Origin of the sequence: Lysinibacillus sp. UBA6686, assembly GCF_002455205.1 — a bacterium.
Taxonomy (GTDB): domain Bacteria; phylum Bacillota; class Bacilli; order Bacillales_A; family Planococcaceae; genus Lysinibacillus; species Lysinibacillus pakistanensis.
The window spans coordinates 5,940-23,426 of record NZ_DKJS01000067.1; the positions used below are offsets into that span (position 1 = coordinate 5,940).

The 17,487-nt window shown below is 36.4% G+C and carries 14 protein-coding genes; 9 read left to right on the top strand and 5 right to left on the bottom strand.

From position 1 onward, the window contains the following. From B2R82_RS24110 to B2R82_RS17820, 4 genes are all read right to left on the bottom strand, one after another. Window positions 1-239 (bottom strand): transposase (locus B2R82_RS24110; RefSeq protein WP_414674129.1); only part of this gene is annotated, 239 nt, incomplete at its 3' end. After that, complete coding sequence (locus B2R82_RS17810) at window positions 202-387, bottom strand: hypothetical protein (RefSeq protein ID WP_376781237.1); 186 nt, start codon at window positions 385-387, stop codon at window positions 202-204. The genes B2R82_RS17810 and B2R82_RS24110, both read right to left, overlap by 38 nt. Before the next feature lie 12 nt (window positions 388-399). Then, a complete protein-coding gene (locus B2R82_RS17815; RefSeq protein WP_286926208.1) occupies window positions 400-666 on the bottom strand; it encodes a hypothetical protein in 267 nt (88 codons plus the stop codon). Window positions 667-913: 247 nt separating this feature from the next. Then, window positions 914-1,534, bottom strand: coding sequence for a hypothetical protein (locus tag B2R82_RS17820; RefSeq protein ID WP_286926210.1), 621 nt, complete (start codon window positions 1,532-1,534; stop codon window positions 914-916). Window positions 1,535-1,990: 456 nt separating this feature from the next. Here B2R82_RS17820 and rocF point away from each other — a divergent pair, with 456 nt between their 5' ends. Further along, window positions 1,991-2,896: an arginase gene (gene rocF, locus B2R82_RS17825; RefSeq protein ID WP_286926212.1), complete on the top strand. Its 906-nt coding sequence runs from the start codon at window positions 1,991-1,993 to the stop codon at window positions 2,894-2,896. Window positions 2,897-3,176: 280 nt separating this feature from the next. Continuing rightward, window positions 3,177-4,604: an amino acid permease gene (locus B2R82_RS17830; RefSeq protein ID WP_286926214.1), complete on the top strand. Its 1,428-nt coding sequence runs from the start codon at window positions 3,177-3,179 to the stop codon at window positions 4,602-4,604. A gap of 97 nt (window positions 4,605-4,701) precedes the next feature. Here B2R82_RS17830 and B2R82_RS17835 read toward each other — a convergent pair whose 3' ends face one another. Then, window positions 4,702-6,348: an alkaline phosphatase gene (locus B2R82_RS17835; protein WP_286926216.1), complete on the bottom strand. Its 1,647-nt coding sequence runs from the start codon at window positions 6,346-6,348 to the stop codon at window positions 4,702-4,704. A gap of 447 nt (window positions 6,349-6,795) precedes the next feature. Here B2R82_RS17835 and B2R82_RS17840 point away from each other — a divergent pair, with 447 nt between their 5' ends. The 7 genes from B2R82_RS17840 (at window position 6,796) to B2R82_RS17870 (ending at window position 17,436) form a co-directional block, all read left to right on the top strand. Further along, entirely contained in the window at window positions 6,796-7,509 is a 714-nt protein-coding gene (locus B2R82_RS17840) for a response regulator transcription factor (RefSeq protein WP_286926218.1), read from the top strand. Window positions 7,510-7,592: 83 nt separating this feature from the next. Continuing rightward, window positions 7,593-8,621 (top strand): HAMP domain-containing sensor histidine kinase, encoded by a 1,029-nt coding sequence (locus B2R82_RS17845; RefSeq protein ID WP_286926220.1) that lies wholly within the window; start codon window positions 7,593-7,595, stop codon window positions 8,619-8,621. 211 nt (window positions 8,622-8,832) lie between these two features. Next, on the top strand, window positions 8,833-11,085 hold the full coding sequence (locus B2R82_RS17850) for a chlorophyllase/cutinase-like alpha/beta fold protein (protein WP_286926222.1): 2,253 nt from the start codon (window positions 8,833-8,835) through the stop codon (window positions 11,083-11,085). Between the two features lie 322 nt (window positions 11,086-11,407). After that, window positions 11,408-11,881 (top strand): DUF2243 domain-containing protein, encoded by a 474-nt coding sequence (locus B2R82_RS17855; RefSeq protein ID WP_286926285.1) that lies wholly within the window; start codon window positions 11,408-11,410, stop codon window positions 11,879-11,881. 12 nt (window positions 11,882-11,893) lie between these two features. After that, window positions 11,894-12,691 carry a cytochrome c oxidase assembly protein gene (locus tag B2R82_RS17860; RefSeq protein ID WP_286926224.1) on the top strand — a complete coding sequence of 266 codons (798 nt, stop codon included), beginning with the start codon at window positions 11,894-11,896 and terminating at the stop codon, window positions 12,689-12,691. Window positions 12,692-12,925: 234 nt separating this feature from the next. Then, window positions 12,926-13,480 (top strand): pyridoxamine 5'-phosphate oxidase family protein, encoded by a 555-nt coding sequence (locus B2R82_RS17865; protein ID WP_286926226.1) that lies wholly within the window; start codon window positions 12,926-12,928, stop codon window positions 13,478-13,480. 407 nt (window positions 13,481-13,887) lie between these two features. Further along, window positions 13,888-17,436 (top strand): InlB B-repeat-containing protein, encoded by a 3,549-nt coding sequence (locus tag B2R82_RS17870; protein ID WP_286926286.1) that lies wholly within the window; start codon window positions 13,888-13,890, stop codon window positions 17,434-17,436. Window positions 17,437-17,487 lie beyond the last annotated feature (51 nt).

Below are 17,487 nucleotides of genomic sequence, written 5' to 3' on the forward strand. Positions count from 1 at the left end.
GAAAAATTGCACGAGATGAAAGGATCCAGCACATGAATCGCAGTTGGATAAACGGCTTGTATCGCGTTCGCCATCGCTGGAGCGAAATCACTGACCACCGTACGAATTGGACCTGTTACTTTCTGTAAAGCAGCGGTAATGGCGTCTTGATTTCGATGAGGAACAATCGCCAAAATACGACCCGTGTCGGCATTTAAAACACTAGTGATGTCCTTTGCGCAAAGCAAACTCGTATACACAGATAGTTGTGGCGATTTCTTCCGTTAATTCATCAGCTGCATACAAGTAATACCAACGCTCAACAGTCGTGTAGGGCAGTTCGTATTCACGCGCTACATCAGCAATGGAACGACCGTGGCAACGCCTCACTAGTTCTCTACGAAACATAGCCGAAGACGCTTATACAATCCCTAAACCAAAGTCATAGGTAAATGTGAGGTTGCAAGCAACACAACGATGACGTAGAATCGCCATCTCAATCCATATAAATCCGAGGTGCCAAGCATAGCCATGACGAAAACGACGTAACGTTTGTGCGTGACGAATTGTTTTTCCCTGGCAAATAGGACATGGCACTGAATAAGCACCTACTGTAACAGGAAATACGTTGGGTTCTTCGTCAGATGGAAAAGAAACTTCGAAAAAAGATGGTAACGGTAATAGCATTTTGATAAACTTGGAGTACAAAGCGAAAACTCCTCTCGTGGTTTGTCTAGGCAACAATTACGATACGAGAGTTTTCGCTTTTCTTCTATAGTAAAATGTAAAATTATTGAATTAATTGAAAATCAACCACGAGTTATGGTGAAGAACCGATAAAATGGTGATTGACATTTATTTTTCTTTTCAGCAGACGTTATGTGGATTTGGTAGAGGAAAAATACCAAATCCACATTTTTTAGTGGGATAAGCGTTAGAGTCTATTCCAAATAAACATAAATTGCGCTGCATCGGATTCGAGGGCGATTCGGTGATATTCTGTCGATTCATCATCTACAATCAAGCGCCCTTTTTGAACATTTAAGATAGCATGTTTAACAGATTCAGGATGTTCAATCGAATAATGAGAATCTTTTAGGAGGGTTAGGGCAGATCGGCATTTATGTTTATCGATGCGTTCATTTTTTCCTTTGAAATACAGCTTAATTAGATAGGGGATATCATCGATGATTAAACCGAGTTCAGGGTTTGAACGTACGGTTAATTCATCACAATACCAATTGGACTTACCAGGCTCAAACCACTGTACTCTTTTATTTTTAAAAAATTTTAAATAGGCTTTTACAGCTTCTTGGTAATTCTTCTGACGTGCAGGGATGGCATCGTCTATGATGGTAAGTAAATAGGAATCATTATATCGATTTTCATGGTATTTTTTTAAGCCTTCGCGTAATGCTCTCCAATAATCTTTAATCGGATGATAGTCCCCCTGGTACTTAATGTCCTTCACAAACTTTGTCTTGGCAGCACTTCCCTTCATCGTGAAATCAGTAAATTGTGTTAAACCAATGGATGGCTTTGTGATAATCGTCACCTTACATCACCCTTCTTTTATCAAAATCCAATTGTTATAGATTAGTATTATATTGGTAAGAGCAAATTTTTATGAGAAATCCAAAGGGAGGGGGGGGCTATTCATACAACCAGTTGTCATTTTGTAGCAGCAACTGGTTGTTTTAATTTCTTGCATTTGGATGTGGGTACGATATTTGGATATTTTTTATCGTTGCAGTTAATTTTCTATTAAAAAAATTATAAAAATAGAATAGTATTTATTCTTTTGTTTTGAAATTTCTGACAAAAAAACATTTAAAATTGGGAAATAGTGTATCGTTATGCATTGAAATAATGTTTATGCATTTTTTTATACAAGAAAGAATCTATGTTTTTAATAATCCAAACTGTATAAAAATTTAAAAAAATGTTGGGTTGAGTCAATTTTTCATTTTCTTTATACTGTGAAAGTAATTAATCGAGAGGAGAAAACATCATGAACAAAGAAGTTACAATTATTGGGGTGCCTATGGATTTTGGTCAAACTAGAAGAGGGGTTGATATGGGGCCAAGCGCTATTAGATATGTTGGGTTAACAGATCGACTTGAAGGCCTTGGCTATTCGATTGATGACGAAGGGGATTTAAATATTAAAATAATAAATGAAAGCAAAGAAACTGAAATAACGACTAACTTAAAAAATTTAAAAACTGTAGCAGAGGCTAATGGCAAGCTTGGTCAAAAAGTAGACCAAGTCATTTCCTCAAATCGCTTTCCGTTAGTTTTAGGAGGAGATCATAGTATCGCCATTGGAACATTAGCAGGGGTCTCAAAGCATTATGAGAATTTAGGTGTCATTTGGTATGATGCCCATGGTGATCTAAACACAGGTGAAACCTCTCCCTCAGGCAATATACATGGAATGTCCTTGGCTGTAAGCTTAGGTCTTGGTCATCCTACGCTTACAAATATTGGAGGCTATGGTCCAAAAGTAAAGCCTGAAAATGTCGTGATTATTGGTGCCCGTGACTTAGATCCAGGAGAAAAGCAGCTTATTAAAGAACAAGGTATAAAAGTATACACCATGCATGAAATCGATCGATTAGGTATGACAACAGTTATGTCAGAAACGATTAATTATTTGAAGGAACGGACAGACGGCGTCCATTTATCCCTAGATCTAGATGGTCTTGATCCAAATGATGCACCAGGTGTAGGAACTCCTGTTGCAGGTGGCATCAGCTATCGTGAAAGCCATTTAGCTATGGAAATGCTATCAGAGGCGAATATCATTACCTCAGCAGAGTTTGTAGAGACAAACCCAGTATTAGATAAATATAATAAAACAGCTATCGCTGCAGTCGCTTTAATCAGCTCTTTATTCGGCGATACATTACTTTAAATTATGGATAAGGGCAATAAATTATCCCATAAAGGAAGAACTTTTCTTAGAATAGTAGGTCGCCACAACCAAATGTAAGAAAATAGCTCTCCCTCAATTAAGTTTACAATAGAAAGGGCGACAGCTCTAGGTAATCACTAGCATTGATTTTGTCAGAATATTGACAGTTCTTTAAATATATTAAATTAATAACCTAATTATTATTTAAATTTCTAATAGTTATCTTCATGCACTTAAAAAAGAAAGTGCTTACAAGATAATTTGCGTAAGGAGTTTTTATATGGCAGCAGAACAATATGAATTAAAAAGAAGCATGAAAGCAAGACACTTATTTATGATCTCACTTGGCGGATGTATAGGAACTGGTTTCTTTCTTGGGTCAGGCTACACTATTCATCAAGCTGGACCAACTGGTGCCATTCTTTCGTATTTAGTTGGCGGATTAGTCATGTATTTAACAATGCTATGTTTAGGTGAATTGTCTGTTGCTATGCCAGTATCAGGTTCATTCCAAACATACACGACGAAATTTATAGGTCCTGCTACTGGTTTTGCTGTTGGCTGGCTGTACTGGCTAGGCTGGGCAGTAACTGTTGCACTCGAATTTTTAGGGGCTGGACAACTTATGCAAAGATGGTTCCCTGAATCACCCGTATGGATGTGGTGTCTACTATTTGCTGCACTGCTCTTTGTATTGAATGGTTTATCAGCAAAAGCGTTCGGTGAAGCAGAATTTGTTTTCTCAAGCATTAAAATATTGGCCATTATTATGTTCCTTGCAGTTGGTGGGGCGGCCATGTTTGGCTTAATTGATATAAAAGATGGAACAGATGCACCATTTCTTTCTCATTTTTATGAGGGCGGGCTATTTCCAAATGGCGTATCAGCCTTGCTTATTACCATGATTACTGTGAATTTTTCATTCCAGGGTACTGAATTAATTGGTATTGCGGCAGGGGAGAGTGAAAATCCTGAAAAGACAATTCCTAAATCAATTAAACAAACAGTTTGGCGAACACTTTTCTTCTTTGTGTTATCTGTCGTTGTACTAGCAGGAATGATACCTATGGAAAAAGCTGGAGTTGTTGAAAGTCCATTTGTTGTTGTGCTAGATAGTATAGGAATTCCATATGCTGCAGATATCATGAATTTTGTTATTCTGACAGCGCTTTTATCTGTCGCTAACTCTGGACTTTATGCAGCAACACGTATGCTATTCTCCCTTTCTGTTGAAAAGATGGCAAGCCCCGTTTTAGGGAAGGTGAATAAAAGAGGGATTCCTATGAATGCATTACTAATTACACTTGCTGTGGCTGGTTTGTCATTGCTATCAAGTGCATTCGCTGCAAAAACAGTGTTTGTTTGGCTTTTATCTCTAGCAGGCTTAGGCGCACAAATTGGTTGGATTGCAATTACGGCCTCCCAAATTGCGTTTAGAAGATCCTATATACGTCAAGGTGGAAAAGTGGAAGATTTAAAATTCAAAGCCCCACTCTACCCACTCGTTCCAATTTTGGGTTTAGTAGCAAACTGTATTGTCATGGGAAGTTTGGCATTTGATCCATCTCAACGACTAGCTCTATATTGTGGAGGAGCATTCTTTATTGGCTGTTATATCGTTTATTATGTAAAGGTAAAGAAAGTTACAAATTTAAATATTAATCAACAAGAAGTACAGTTAAAATTAGAGCAAAAAATGTATCTATAAGCTGGATGGAGACACTGAATGCCTCAAGATAACACAGTCACCCAACAAGTAAAAAAGACATCATAGGCTCGTTTTCCTGCTTATGATGTCTTTTCCTTTATTGTATTGTGTCTAAAACTTTTTTTGAAACATAAAATTCCGTACCGTTATAAACATTGATTGTATCAAATGTATATGTTTTAGACGTATTCATTGATGCGTCCTTATATACCATAGTATTTTTGTTTACTGGAATAGTAATGGAAACATCCGCTTTTTGGGCTATAAAAATAGGATTTTCTTTATCTGTTACATCTACTTTTGTTGTGAAGCCTTTTTCTGTAAATGCTTTTGTTGCAGGTATATATAATTCGGCCGTTAGCTTATTTAATTCAAATCCCATAAACTTTGCCATTGCATGTGCTAAATCAGTATTTTCGACAAGACCAGTTATTTTAGACGGACCGAATGAATATAAGAATACATCCTCGCCAGTATGGCCACCAGTTGTATAGCCAATATTGGCACGATTTGCAAGCATTTTAACCATTTCACTGCCAAGGTCTTTAGCAGATCTTAATATAGTAAGCTCTTCCTCTGTTAAATTATCTAGACCATAAAGTGCAGCAACTTCTACTAAGTTTGATTGATCTTCTTTTAATTGCCCTAGCGCACCTTCAATCGTCATTGTAGCCTTCTTTAAAGGATCGATGTAAGCAGATACAGGAATGCTTGAATAAGTATTTGTTGTGTTAATATTTCCCATTGTAATACCGCTATTGCCGTGGTCTGTTACGGCAACCACCAATGTATTTCCGTCTTCTTTCGCAAAATCAATGGCTTCTTTCACCGCATCATCAAACGATAAAATATCACTAATAATCCCAATAGTATCGTTAGCGTGTGCTGCCCAGTCCACCTTACTTCCTTCCACAAATAAGAAGAAGCCATCCTCATCCTTTTTCAGCGTATTAATCGCTTTTTCTGTCATTTCGGCAAGCGTTGGCTCGGATGCTCTTGTTTTGGCACGATCAAAATCGTAAGCGAGAGCACTTGGCGCAAAGCTACCCCAAATTTTTGATGCTTGACTGTTTAGTAGTTCATCCCGTGTTTTGACAAGAGCATAATTTTTTTCCTTAAGGACGTTTAATAAATCCTCGCCATCTTTACGCGCATTTTTTGTTGTGCCAGGTGATAAAGATTCTAAACCACCTCCTAACACAACATCGATATTTTGATAGACTTGCTGTTCAGAGATATCACCATATTGGCTTCTATTATTAACGTGAGCTGAAAAGCCCGCTGGTGTAGCATGCTGAATTTCAGAGGTAGAAATTAATCCTGTGGCCTTGCCCTGCTGTTTAGCGCCTTCCAAAACATTTGCTACTGGTCTAAATGCGTCCTTTTTAGCAACTTGCTCTAATCCTGGTGAATTAACAACAGATGGCAATACACCAATAAATTTATCATTCGACTTATGTCCAGTTGCTAAAGCGGTAGCTGCAGGAGCGGAATCTGTAATGGCAGACTCAGCAGAGTACGTACGCATGGCACCTGTTAAAATTTCATCCATTGCCAGGCTTTCTCCCTTATACCAACGCGAAAGTGTAATGGCATTATTACTACTACCATCCATTACAAGCATAATAACATTTGTTGGTTTCTTTACTTCCTCTGCTTGTACCTGTGGTGTAGCGATACTAACTGTTGATAAAGTAAGAGCACTTGCTAAAAACAACGAAGTCCATTTTTTAGAATATTTCATGATTTTCCTCCTTTAGATAAGTTCAATGGTAAGTTTAAAGGAAGGTTGTAAAGTCATAATTAAATAGATGTTAATAAATTATGGTAATATTGTTAACTAAAATCCTTAAAAAATAGCTGATTAACGGTTATAAAATAACAATCATCTTTTAATTAGAGAATAGCGGATGCCTAGAACTAAAAAACATAAATACTATGGTTTTACATTGAGGCAATCCAGTTAATACGAGAAAACAGATTATCCGACACTGTTTTTTAAAGTTTTTATAAAGTAAAAAGCTTATAAGGAGATTCTATAAAAAGGATGAATTCAAAACACATGAAAGAGGGCCTATCCAAACTTAAACTTTTACTTACCTTACAATTTTCTTACAATACACATATTCTAGGGAGATTAAGTTACTAAATAGAATACACTATAGTTAGAAGAAGGGAAGGGGGATTTACTATGTCCAAAACAATATTAATAGTGGATGATGATCTCGATATTGTGAACTTGCTGAAACTATATTTGCATGTAGAAGGATATGGTACAGTGGAAGCATTTGATGGCAAATCGGCTTTTAATCAATTAAAAAACCACATTATTGACCTTGTTATTTTAGATATTATGATACCAATTATTGATGGCTATCAGTTGTTACAAATGATACGTCAAGAATACAAAATTCCAGTTATTTTACTGTCTGCTAAAAACCAGGACTATGATAAAATTACCGGACTAAAGTTAGGAGCGGATGATTATATCTCTAAACCATTTAGCCCTTTGGAGGTAATTGCTAGAATTCAAGCCCATTTGCGGAGATCGTATGAATTTAATAATGTAGTATCCTCTCAACTGAACGCTCAAATAAGGGTAGGGGATTTACGTTTGTCCCAGCAGGAATGTGTGCTTTATATCAATGAGAAAGCAATCTCTCTCAGTGCACGCGAATATCAATTATTAAAGCTCTTGATGAGTGAGCCTGGACGAGTTTTTACAAAAAAACAAATTTTTGAACGTGCCTGGAATGAGCATTATATTGCTGATGACAATGCAATCATGGTTCAAATTAGTAGACTTCGAGAAAAAATTGAGACATGTCCACGGAATCCTATATTTATTAAAACGATTCGTGGGCTTGGATATCGATTTGCCAAGAAAGATGAGTTGATTCCATGAAATCACAGAATCGGTTACAGCGCGTATTGATTATTACATATATTTACTTTTTTGTAATTGTTGCACTAATTGCAGCCTTTTCCTTGTTTGTATTAAACGAACAAATTGTAAATTATTTTTTGGAGGCAGGTCAATCTTCCAAGAGTACTATTGAAGGACAAGAAAAAAATGAACAAATCTTTTATAAAATACTCATGCAAACGCTACTTCTTTTTCTCTCTTTATTAATAATAGCAGTTTATATTTTTGGGAAGTGGACTGCCTCTAGACTTACCACTCCACTTCATTTAATCGCTGACGGCATACAAGATATAGCGCGGGGACAATACAATAAACGACTTAACTTTAACGCAAGTTACGAGCTTGCTCAAATTCAAAATGATTTTAACAAAATGGCTGAGCAACTGGAGAAAGTAGAAAAAGAAAACCAGCGCTTAGAAGAAAACAAGCAACGAATGTTAGTGGACCTCTCTCATGATTTAAAGACTCCGATTACTACAGTTAGAGGCTATGTTGAAGCACTGGAATTAGGATTGATTAATGAAGAAGAGCGAAAACGAAGAATTTTAAGCTTAATCTCGAATAAAGTTGAGCTGGTATCAGAACTTATCGACAATATTTTTGAATTATCCAAGCTAAACAGTTCTAATTATCCTGTTATGGTACAAAAAAGTGATATAGCAGAATTTATGAGAGAAATTGCAATAGAGTATTACGAACAATTTTCAGAAAAGAACTTTATGTTTCAATGCACTATTCCTCAAGATGTAATTGATTATCCTTTTAACGCTACATTGTTATATCGAGCGATATCTAACATTCTCTCAAATGCATTAAAATATAATCCAGCAGGGACAATTGTACAATTGGAGCTAGTATCAAAGGAAAATGGCATAGAAATTGTTATTCAGGATAATGGGATAGGTATTCCTCCAGCAATAGAAGAAAAAATATTTGAAGCTTTTGTCCGTGGTGATCAAACACGTAAAAGTGATGGAGGTACTGGATTAGGACTTGCGATTGCTAAACAAGTGATTGAAAAGCATGGGGGAGAAATTACGCTCACAACAAATGGTTGGACAAGCTTTAGACTTTTTTTGCCTCAAAAATGACCATAAAACGAACAGATTTTATCTACATTCAGCAGAAGACTCCTACCTCTACAGATGGTGAGATGAATGGTTGTGCACAATACAAAATCCGGACTAATTTCGCCTTGGCAAAATTGCTTTGTAAGGTAATTGAAAGAAAGGAGAAAGTCTCAAGAAAGAATCATCCTGTAATCTAAAATGGAATAGATTGTATGCAGGAGGAATCAAAAAATTGAAGGTATTTAAAAAAGTGTGGGCTTATTTTGTCCAAAAATTTTTCGGAAAAATAAAGAATTACGAACCAATGTCATTAGGATGGAAGGGGGCTTCCATCGTTTTAGGTAGTGTCTCTTTTTTAATGATTTTGATTCAAGGAAAGTTTTTATTAGACCAGCGTAGTGTTTTTGATTTCTTGATTGGAATTTTGGTATTTATTTTTTTTGTGATCATTATCAGTGGGGTCCTTACCCTTTTGTTTCAGTTGCTAAAAAAGATGCCTGGTCGTTATATTTGGGTACTTGTCACCTCGTTTGTTTTTCTTTTATTCAGCGTGATTATTCCTTTAGAAGTTGCTATTCCATTGATTTTAGGTATAATGGCTTTTCTCTCTTTATGGGGGGCATTGTTATTCAAATGGATAAAGGGTAGCTATAGGCATGCTAAAATTTCTAAAAGAGTAGGCGCTTCTTTATTGCTAAGTATAATGACGATTGGTATGGTGGTTGGGGGCTATTGGTTGCTTCAATCAGGTGAAGTAAATTCCCCTGATTTCACTTTATCACAGCTTAAAGCTTCGAAGCATTATGATAATACTATGCTGAATAATCCAGCAAATCTAGGTAGCTATCGAGTAAATAAACTTACTTACGGTAGTCCACATACTTATCGGAAAGAATTTAATCAAAAGAACTCTTTGCAGACTAAAACTGTGGATGGCACAAATTATTTAGAAAAGTGGTCCTCTGTTCGTACAAAAACACTTGGTTTTGGGCCGGATAAATTGCCATTAAATGGTCAGGTGTGGTATCCCGACGGACAGGGTGTTTTTCCACTAGTATTAATCGTGCACGGTAACCATTTAATGACGGATTATTCCGATCCAGGTTATGAGTATTTAGGAAAGCTTCTTGCGAGTAGAGGGTATATAGCTGTATCAGTAGATGAAAATTTTCTGAATGTCTCTCCATATGATGATTTATTTTTAATCAGCCCTCTTAAGAATGAAAATTCAGCGAGAGGTCTATTATTGCTAGAGCATTTACAGATGTGGAAAGAATGGAATAAAAATAACGATAACCCATTTTATCAAAAGGTGGATATGGAACAAATAGCGCTCATAGGTCATTCCAGAGGTGGAGAAGCTATCGCAATTGCAGCTGCCTTTAATGAAATGAATCACCCACCGAATAATGGTAATATCAAGTTTGATTATCATTTTTCTATCCGCTCTCTGGTTTCTATTGCAGGAACAGATGGACAATATTTACCATCAGGGAAATCGCTTCCATTAAAAAATATAAACTATTTGGCGCTTCAAGGAGCCCATGATATGGACGTAAATAGCTTTGCTAGCTCGAATCAATATAACCGTATTTCTTATTCAGATAAAGAAGATTATATGAATGCTTCAGTCTACATTTATGGAGCTAATCATGGACAGTTTAATGAAAAATGGGGACGTGGAGATGGTGCGGGTACAGCGAATCAATTCTTTAATTTACAACAAATTATGCCACGTGAACAGCAGGAAACAGTTGCTAAAATATTAATCTCCGCATTTTTGGATAGTACGTTAAAGGAAAAGAAAAACTATCAAAAGATATTTCAAGATTTAGGATATGCAAAAAAGTGGCTTCCTGACACACAGTACATTTCTAATTATTATGATTCACAGACCTCTTATATTGCTACGTTTAATGAGGATATTGATCTTAATACAACCACTGTTCCAGGAGGAAAGTTGAATGGTGAAAATTTAAAGGAATGGAAAGAGGAAAAAGTCAAACTGAAGTTTACCGAGGCACAGTATAGTGCTGTGCAATTAGGATGGGAATCTAATGATTTAACTTCCCCATCCTCATATACTATAACACTACCTGATAGAGGGCTGGTGCTAGAGCAAAATAACTCCCTTGTATTTTCACTTGCTGCCATTGGGAAGGAAGGCAAGGAAAAAGGAGAAGAAGCACTGATTGATTTTACCATTACTGTAGAAGATAGTGAGGGGGGAAAAGCAAGTCTTCCTCTTAGCCATGTTGCCAAATTGCCACCTGCAATAAAGGGGGATTTGCTGAAGAAACCTTTTTCGGATGTAGGCCCAATTACTGAACCAGTATTTCAGTATTATAAATTCCTTTTAAATGATTTCCAAGAAATAAATTCTCAGTTTAATCCATCTAGGCTAGAAAAAATACATTTTCAATTTAATTTAACAAAGCAAGGAAAGATTTTATTAAATAATATAGGTTTAAGACTCGAAACATAATATTTTGACTGTTGGCTATCTCAGTACAAAATACTAAATTAGTAGGGAGTTATCTAGAGGAGGAAAGCTCAGTTTTAAACAATAGCATCATAGAATACTATTTACTCAATAAGGGGATTAATCCAATATGTATGGATGAGTCCCTTTTTTAATTTTGCAAAAGGTAATTATCAATAAAAATAAATGAACGTTATAATATAGAATAAATGTACATATAGCAATAAGGTGCTTTTTGTGAAACATAAGAAAGGTTTAAAATTTTTTCATATGGACCAAACTATTAAAAATTTAATTTGGGGTGGAAAGTTTGGCCATATCTAATATGTACGAAGAAAAAAAACATAAACATGAAAACCGTTATCAATATGGACAACAAAATCTGTGGACGGGCTTATTATTTGGTTTGGGTGTAGTAGCATTTATAGATGAGGTAATCTTTCATCAATTATTGCATTGGCACCATTTCTATGACAAATCTACAGCTAATATTGGATTAGTTTCTGATGGTTTATTCCATGCCTTTAGCTTTTTTGCAACAATTGGATCTGCCTTTTTACTGGCTGACCTTCATCGTAAACATGGTTTTTGGTTGAAAAGATGGCTTGGTGGTATTTTCCTTGGGGCAGGGGTGTTTCAACTTTATGATGGCATCATTCAACACAAGTTCATGAGGCTACATCAAATCCGTTACAATGTCGAGATTCTCCCCTATGATTTAGTTTGGAATGTACTTGCAATAATTCTAATCATTATTGGCATAGTTTTACTCATACAAACTAACCAACAAAAGTACTAGGAGGTTTATAATTTGCATTCTCATGAATCTCATATCCAAAATTTCTCGATTCTCGTGCAACTGATATTAGTTTTACCATTTTTCATTTCTCTTATCTCCTACATTGTTGCTGTTTATTATTCTAATCAACATAAAAAAAGTTGGTCTCGTTTACGCACGGTCAGTTGGATACTTGGGCATTTATGTGCCATCATCACATTAATCGGTCCATTTGCAGAGCTAACACACATAAATTTTTCAGTACATATGGTTGGTCACTTATTGCTTGGGATGCTAGCTCCACTATTAATTGCTCTAGCAGCTCCAGTGACTTTACTTTTAGGAACAATTCCAGTGAAAAAGGCTCGTATCATTTCCCGTATATTGCGAAATTCTTACTTTAGCTTTGTCCGAAATCCAATTATAGCATCTATTTTAAATATAGGTGGTCTATGGTTGCTTTATACTACACCGCTCTTTAACATGATGCATGAAAGCTCACTTTTATTAATTGTGATCCATGTTCATATTTTTCTAGCTGGCTATTTATTTACCATTGCTTTTATCTATATCGATCCAACTCCTCATCAGCAATCTTATATCTTTCGTTCAATCGTCTTATTAGTAGCATTAACAGCTCATTCAATATTATCCAAATATATTTATGCTCATCCTCCTAATCATGTATCTACCGAACAGGCAGAACTTGGAGCAATGATCATGTATTATGGTGGAGATGCGATTGAAATTGGTCTCGTTTATTTACTATTTTACCAATGGTTTAAAAAAACAAGAGGTCCTTTATCTACAAAGTTCATACCATCTAGCTAACGGCCTACATATTTTAGATAATAAAAGGATCCCTGACGAACTTTTCAGTTTTAGTGACATTTGTTAGGTTTAAGCTTTGAATTATTTGGTTCATATATGATCCTTTATCTAACTGAACAATGAAGATTTGTAGTTGTACCCATTAGTTTTCATAAGACTGTCTCTTTTTATAAAAATAGCCCTATTGTAGACTGTTTTTAACCGATTAGACACTTTAAAGGAGATAAAATACTAATGGAACCAGCAGCAATTCGAATGTCAAAAAGAGCCTGTACAGATGAAAGACAAATCAATGATTTTTTAGTAAATGCTCATACTGCTTTTCTTGGACTAGTTGATGATAACATGCCATATGTTATTCCATTAAATTTTGTATATAAGGATGGGATTTTTTATTTTCATGGGGCAAACCAAGGAAAGAAAATAGACATCATGAAAAGTAATGTGAATGCATGTATGACAATTAGTGAAAATTATGGCACAATGGTAGATCCAACTCCTGCCAAAACAGATACAGCTTACATGAGTGTCATTGCAAATGGTAAAGTAGAAATTATCACGGATTTAGATGAAGCAACTGCTGCCATGCAAAGTATGCTGGATAAATATGTACCAAACTATTATAAGGCCCCTTTATCGAAAACTCATATTGATAAATACCAATCATCCTTAGGGAGTAAAACGGTTATTTTTAAAATAAAACCACTAAATTTGACCGCAAAGGAGCATCGATTAAATGAACAACTAAAATTTTATCCAGGAAGATTTGTTACACAGGATTTGAGGTAATTATTTTAAGGACTATCAATTAGTTAGTAACTTTCTGATGCACTGAACTAAAATAAATAGACAAAAAATACCTTTCGTTGAAAAATGGGTAATGCCCCTACAAACAAAACGAGAGGTATTTTTTGTGGGAAGAAAATTATTAATATTAGTGCACTCTTCAGAGTGAAACCCTTCTTTGTTTAAAGTTTCCTCTCATATTCATGGAATAAAAATTTAAAAAATTTAACCTGATTTTAACCTTTTTCGTGTATAGTTTTTTCAGTTGAAAATTAAAGTTCAACGACAAGAAAAAAATTAATAATAGTGAGGATGGTTCTAGAAACAAATTAATCTAACATTACTTATAGGAAGGGAGCTTACTCAAATACTTTAACAAGTAATAAAATATTGAAGAGTAAAGGATTGTGATGAATTATTTGAAGAAATTTCAGCAGTGGGGCGTAATTATTTTATTTTTTACAATTTGTTTATTAATACCATCTGGTAGTGAAAACGTTAAAGCTGTTGATCCAGAGGGAGCAGCTATCGTAGATCAGGAACAACCGCTACAAATTGGTAATGTTTGGGTTAATGCCGAACTTCCAAGAAGTCAGTCATTTATGCCTTCATATTCGGGTTATCTTAGCAAGATTGACATTAGTATATTCGACTATAAGGGTTCACCTGGAGCCCTTAAAATAGAAATTTACGACGAAGGAAATATGTCGGTACCTATTGCTTCAGCAACAAGAGATGATATTAGTAGCGGGTGGATATCCATTGATTTTAGTAATAATAAACCCTATCTGAAAAAGAATATGAGTTATCGAATGATAATTTCTACTGAAAATGGTGGAATTAGTGGCTTTGGTTGGTATGGCAAGTCAGGTAATCCCTATCCAAGAGGTTTTGCTTTTGGTGACTATGATTTTTCATTTAGAACGTACATGATACCAGATTATTCACTATCCCCAGCAGACAGTCAAATATTTGTAAGTAGTTCTAGTCTTGTAGCGAATGGAGTAAGCCAAGCAATAGTGACGGTACAGTTAAAAGATGCTCAGGGCAATGATATAACAACTGGTGGAGAAATGGTTACTATTTCATCTACACTAGGAATAGTTAATGCAGTCACAGATAATAATAATGGCACCTATACAGCAACTTTAACTGCCCCGTCAACTACTGGTACTGGTACAATTAGTGGAACCGTTGGCGGTAAAATGATAGCAGGGACAGCTAGCGTGCAATATGTTCCAGGTTTAGCATCACCAGAGAAAAGTACAATTGGAGTTACCAATGGTTCTCTTTTAGCAGATGGAATAAGTCAGGCAACAATTACCGTAAAGTTGAAGGATGCTCAGGACAATGAAATCAAGGCTGGTGGAGAAACAGTAGCTATTTCCTCAACACTAGGAACAGTAGGGGATGTAACCGACCATAATAATGGCACCTATACAGCAATCTTAACTGCTCCGATAACAGTTGGTACATCGACAATTCGTGCAAGTGTTGGGGGTAATACAATAACTGCAACAGCCAGTGTACAATTTAGTCCTTTACCAGCGCAAACGGTTACCGCCATAGTAGCATCATCTACACCAACAGTTGGTATGGATAATATCCTTAAGTTGACTGTAAAGAATGCATTAGGTAATAAGGATACTACATTTAATGGCATAAAAAACGTGACAATTAGCGGCTATAAACAGGCTCCGAACGGGTCCATAGGTAGCTTCAACGGTCAAATATTGACTTCAATGAATGAGATAGTTGCGCTAAATTTCACAAATGGTGAAGCAACTTCAAGCTTGAAACTGAATGCAGCGTCAGTACAAACAATCGAATTAGCAGTGTCAGATGTTAACACTGCTACAGCTAATTCGTTAATAATTACGCCAGCAGCAGGAAATGCAGCACTGATGAAGTTGACAACAGATATTATTCCCCCATCTGTCAATGGAGGGGCATTTGGACAACAGCCTGTATTGACCCTTTATGATGGTTATGGCAACGTCTGTGTCAACGACAATACAAAGGCTGTTACAGTGACAAAAAAAGATGTTGGAGCGTGGACATTGACTGGGACCCTAACGGCTACAGCAAACGCTGGAATCATTAGCTTTTCTAATCTAGGTGCCAAGAATGCAGCAAAAGTGACAGGAGCACAGTTGACTTTTGATGCAGCGGGGTTAGTTCCGTTAACAAGCACAGCTGTTACACTTATTCCAAAACAATATAGCGTTGGATTTGACACAGACGGTGGTAATCCTATAGCAGACCTTTCCATTACATATGGAGATAGATTAGTTGCACCAATAAAGCCAATCAAAACAGGATATACGTTTGTAGATTGGTATAAGGATGCAGGGTTTACAACAAAGTGGGACTTTGCGACAGAAGTAATCACAGCTGATACAATGCTCTATGCTAAATGGAAAGTGAATAGTTATGGTGTAACATTTAATACAAATGGTGGTTCAGCAGTGACATCCGAATCTGTCATATATAATGAAAAAGTGACAAAACCGACAGCACCAAGCAAGGCAGGGCATACATTTGAAGGGTGGTATAAGGATAGTACACTTATAACAGAGTGGGACTTTGCGACAGATGTAATTACTGTCGATTTAACGCTCTATGGCAAATGGAAAGTGAATAATTATACCGTGACATATCACACAAATGGTGGTTCAGCAGTGACATCCGAATCCGTCATATATAATGAAAAAGTGACAAAACCGACAGCACCAAGCAAGGCAGGGCATACATTTGAAGGGTGGTATAAGGATAGTGGCTTCACAACAGAGTGGGACTTTGCAACAGATGTAATTACTGTCGATTTAACGCTCTATGGCAAATGGAAAGTGAATAATTATACCGTGACATATCACACAAATGGTGGTTCTGCTGTGACATCCGAATCCGTCATATATAATGAAAAAATAACGAAGCCGACAGCACCAAGCAAGGCAGGGCATACATTTGAAGGGTGGTATAAGGATAGTAGCTTCACATCAGAGTGGGACTTTGCAACAGATATAATTACTGTCGATTTAACACTCTATGGCAAATGGAAAATGAATAATTATACCGTGACATATCACACAAATGGTGGCACAGCCCTGGCATCCGAATCCATCATATATAATGAAAAATTGACAAAACCAAAAGCAACGACGAAGGCAGGATATACTTTTATAGGGTGGTATAAGAATGCAACTTTCACCACAGAATGGAATTTTACAAATGATGTGGTAACAGAGGATATAACACTCTATGCTAAATGGACAGTAAATTCAACTGGTGAAGGTGAATATCCATTAATACCGACAACTCCAACAGTACCAGTAAATCCAGTACCGACGCCGATTGAACCGTCAATACCAGAAAATCCATCCCCATCTCCCGAGGAACAGTCAGGTACTGAGCCAACTAAGCAGGAGCCTCAACAGCAGCAACATGTCTTCATAGACGTACCGAAAACACATTGGGCTTGGGTGATGATTCAAGACATGACGAGAAGAGGGGTTATTACAGGGTATCCTGATCAATCATTTCGACCTGATGAATTTATAAAACGCCAGCATATTGCCATTATGCTAACACGAGCTTTTGAGCTAGAACCATCCCGTGAGGCTACCTCTTTTTCTGATGTTCCACCTAGACATCCTTATTATGAGGCGATAACAAAGCTGCAACGGGCAGGCATTATAGATGGCTCGAACGGGGCATTTCATCCAAATGAATGGTTGACACGTGCCCAAATGGCAAAAATTCTTGTAGCGATACTTCAACTGCCACCAGGTGATACGAGCTCATTCAAAGATGTAAGTACAAACCATTGGAGTTATGCTAATATAGCTGCTTTAGAACGAGAAGGTATTGCCTTAGGCTCGAATGGTTATTTTAAACCAAATGATCCTGTCACACGTGCACAATTTGTGGCTTTGATATACCGAGCTCTTAATCAATAAGAATAGAAAAGCACATCCNNGGATGTGCTTTTCTATTCTTATATATTTCAA

Excerpts from the sequence above, each read along its gene's own strand:
- B2R82_RS17810 (WP_376781237.1), bottom strand. The coding sequence starts at position 387 with ATGTTTCGTAGAGAACTAGTGAGGCGTTGCCACGGTCGTTCCATTGCT.
- B2R82_RS17815 (WP_286926208.1), bottom strand. The coding sequence starts at position 666 with ATGCTATTACCGTTACCATCTTTTTTCGAAGTTTCTTTTCCATCTGAC.
- rocF (WP_286926212.1), top strand. The coding sequence starts at position 1,991 with ATGAACAAAGAAGTTACAATTATTGGGGTGCCTATGGATTTTGGTCAA.
- B2R82_RS17830 (WP_286926214.1), top strand. The coding sequence starts at position 3,177 with ATGGCAGCAGAACAATATGAATTAAAAAGAAGCATGAAAGCAAGACAC.
- B2R82_RS17835 (WP_286926216.1), bottom strand. The coding sequence starts at position 6,348 with ATGAAATATTCTAAAAAATGGACTTCGTTGTTTTTAGCAAGTGCTCTT.
- B2R82_RS17840 (WP_286926218.1), top strand. The coding sequence starts at position 6,796 with ATGTCCAAAACAATATTAATAGTGGATGATGATCTCGATATTGTGAAC.
- B2R82_RS17855 (WP_286926285.1), top strand. The coding sequence starts at position 11,408 with ATGTACGAAGAAAAAAAACATAAACATGAAAACCGTTATCAATATGGA.
- B2R82_RS17865 (WP_286926226.1), top strand. The coding sequence starts at position 12,926 with ATGGAACCAGCAGCAATTCGAATGTCAAAAAGAGCCTGTACAGATGAA.
- B2R82_RS17870 (WP_286926286.1), top strand. The coding sequence starts at position 13,888 with ATGAATTATTTGAAGAAATTTCAGCAGTGGGGCGTAATTATTTTATTT.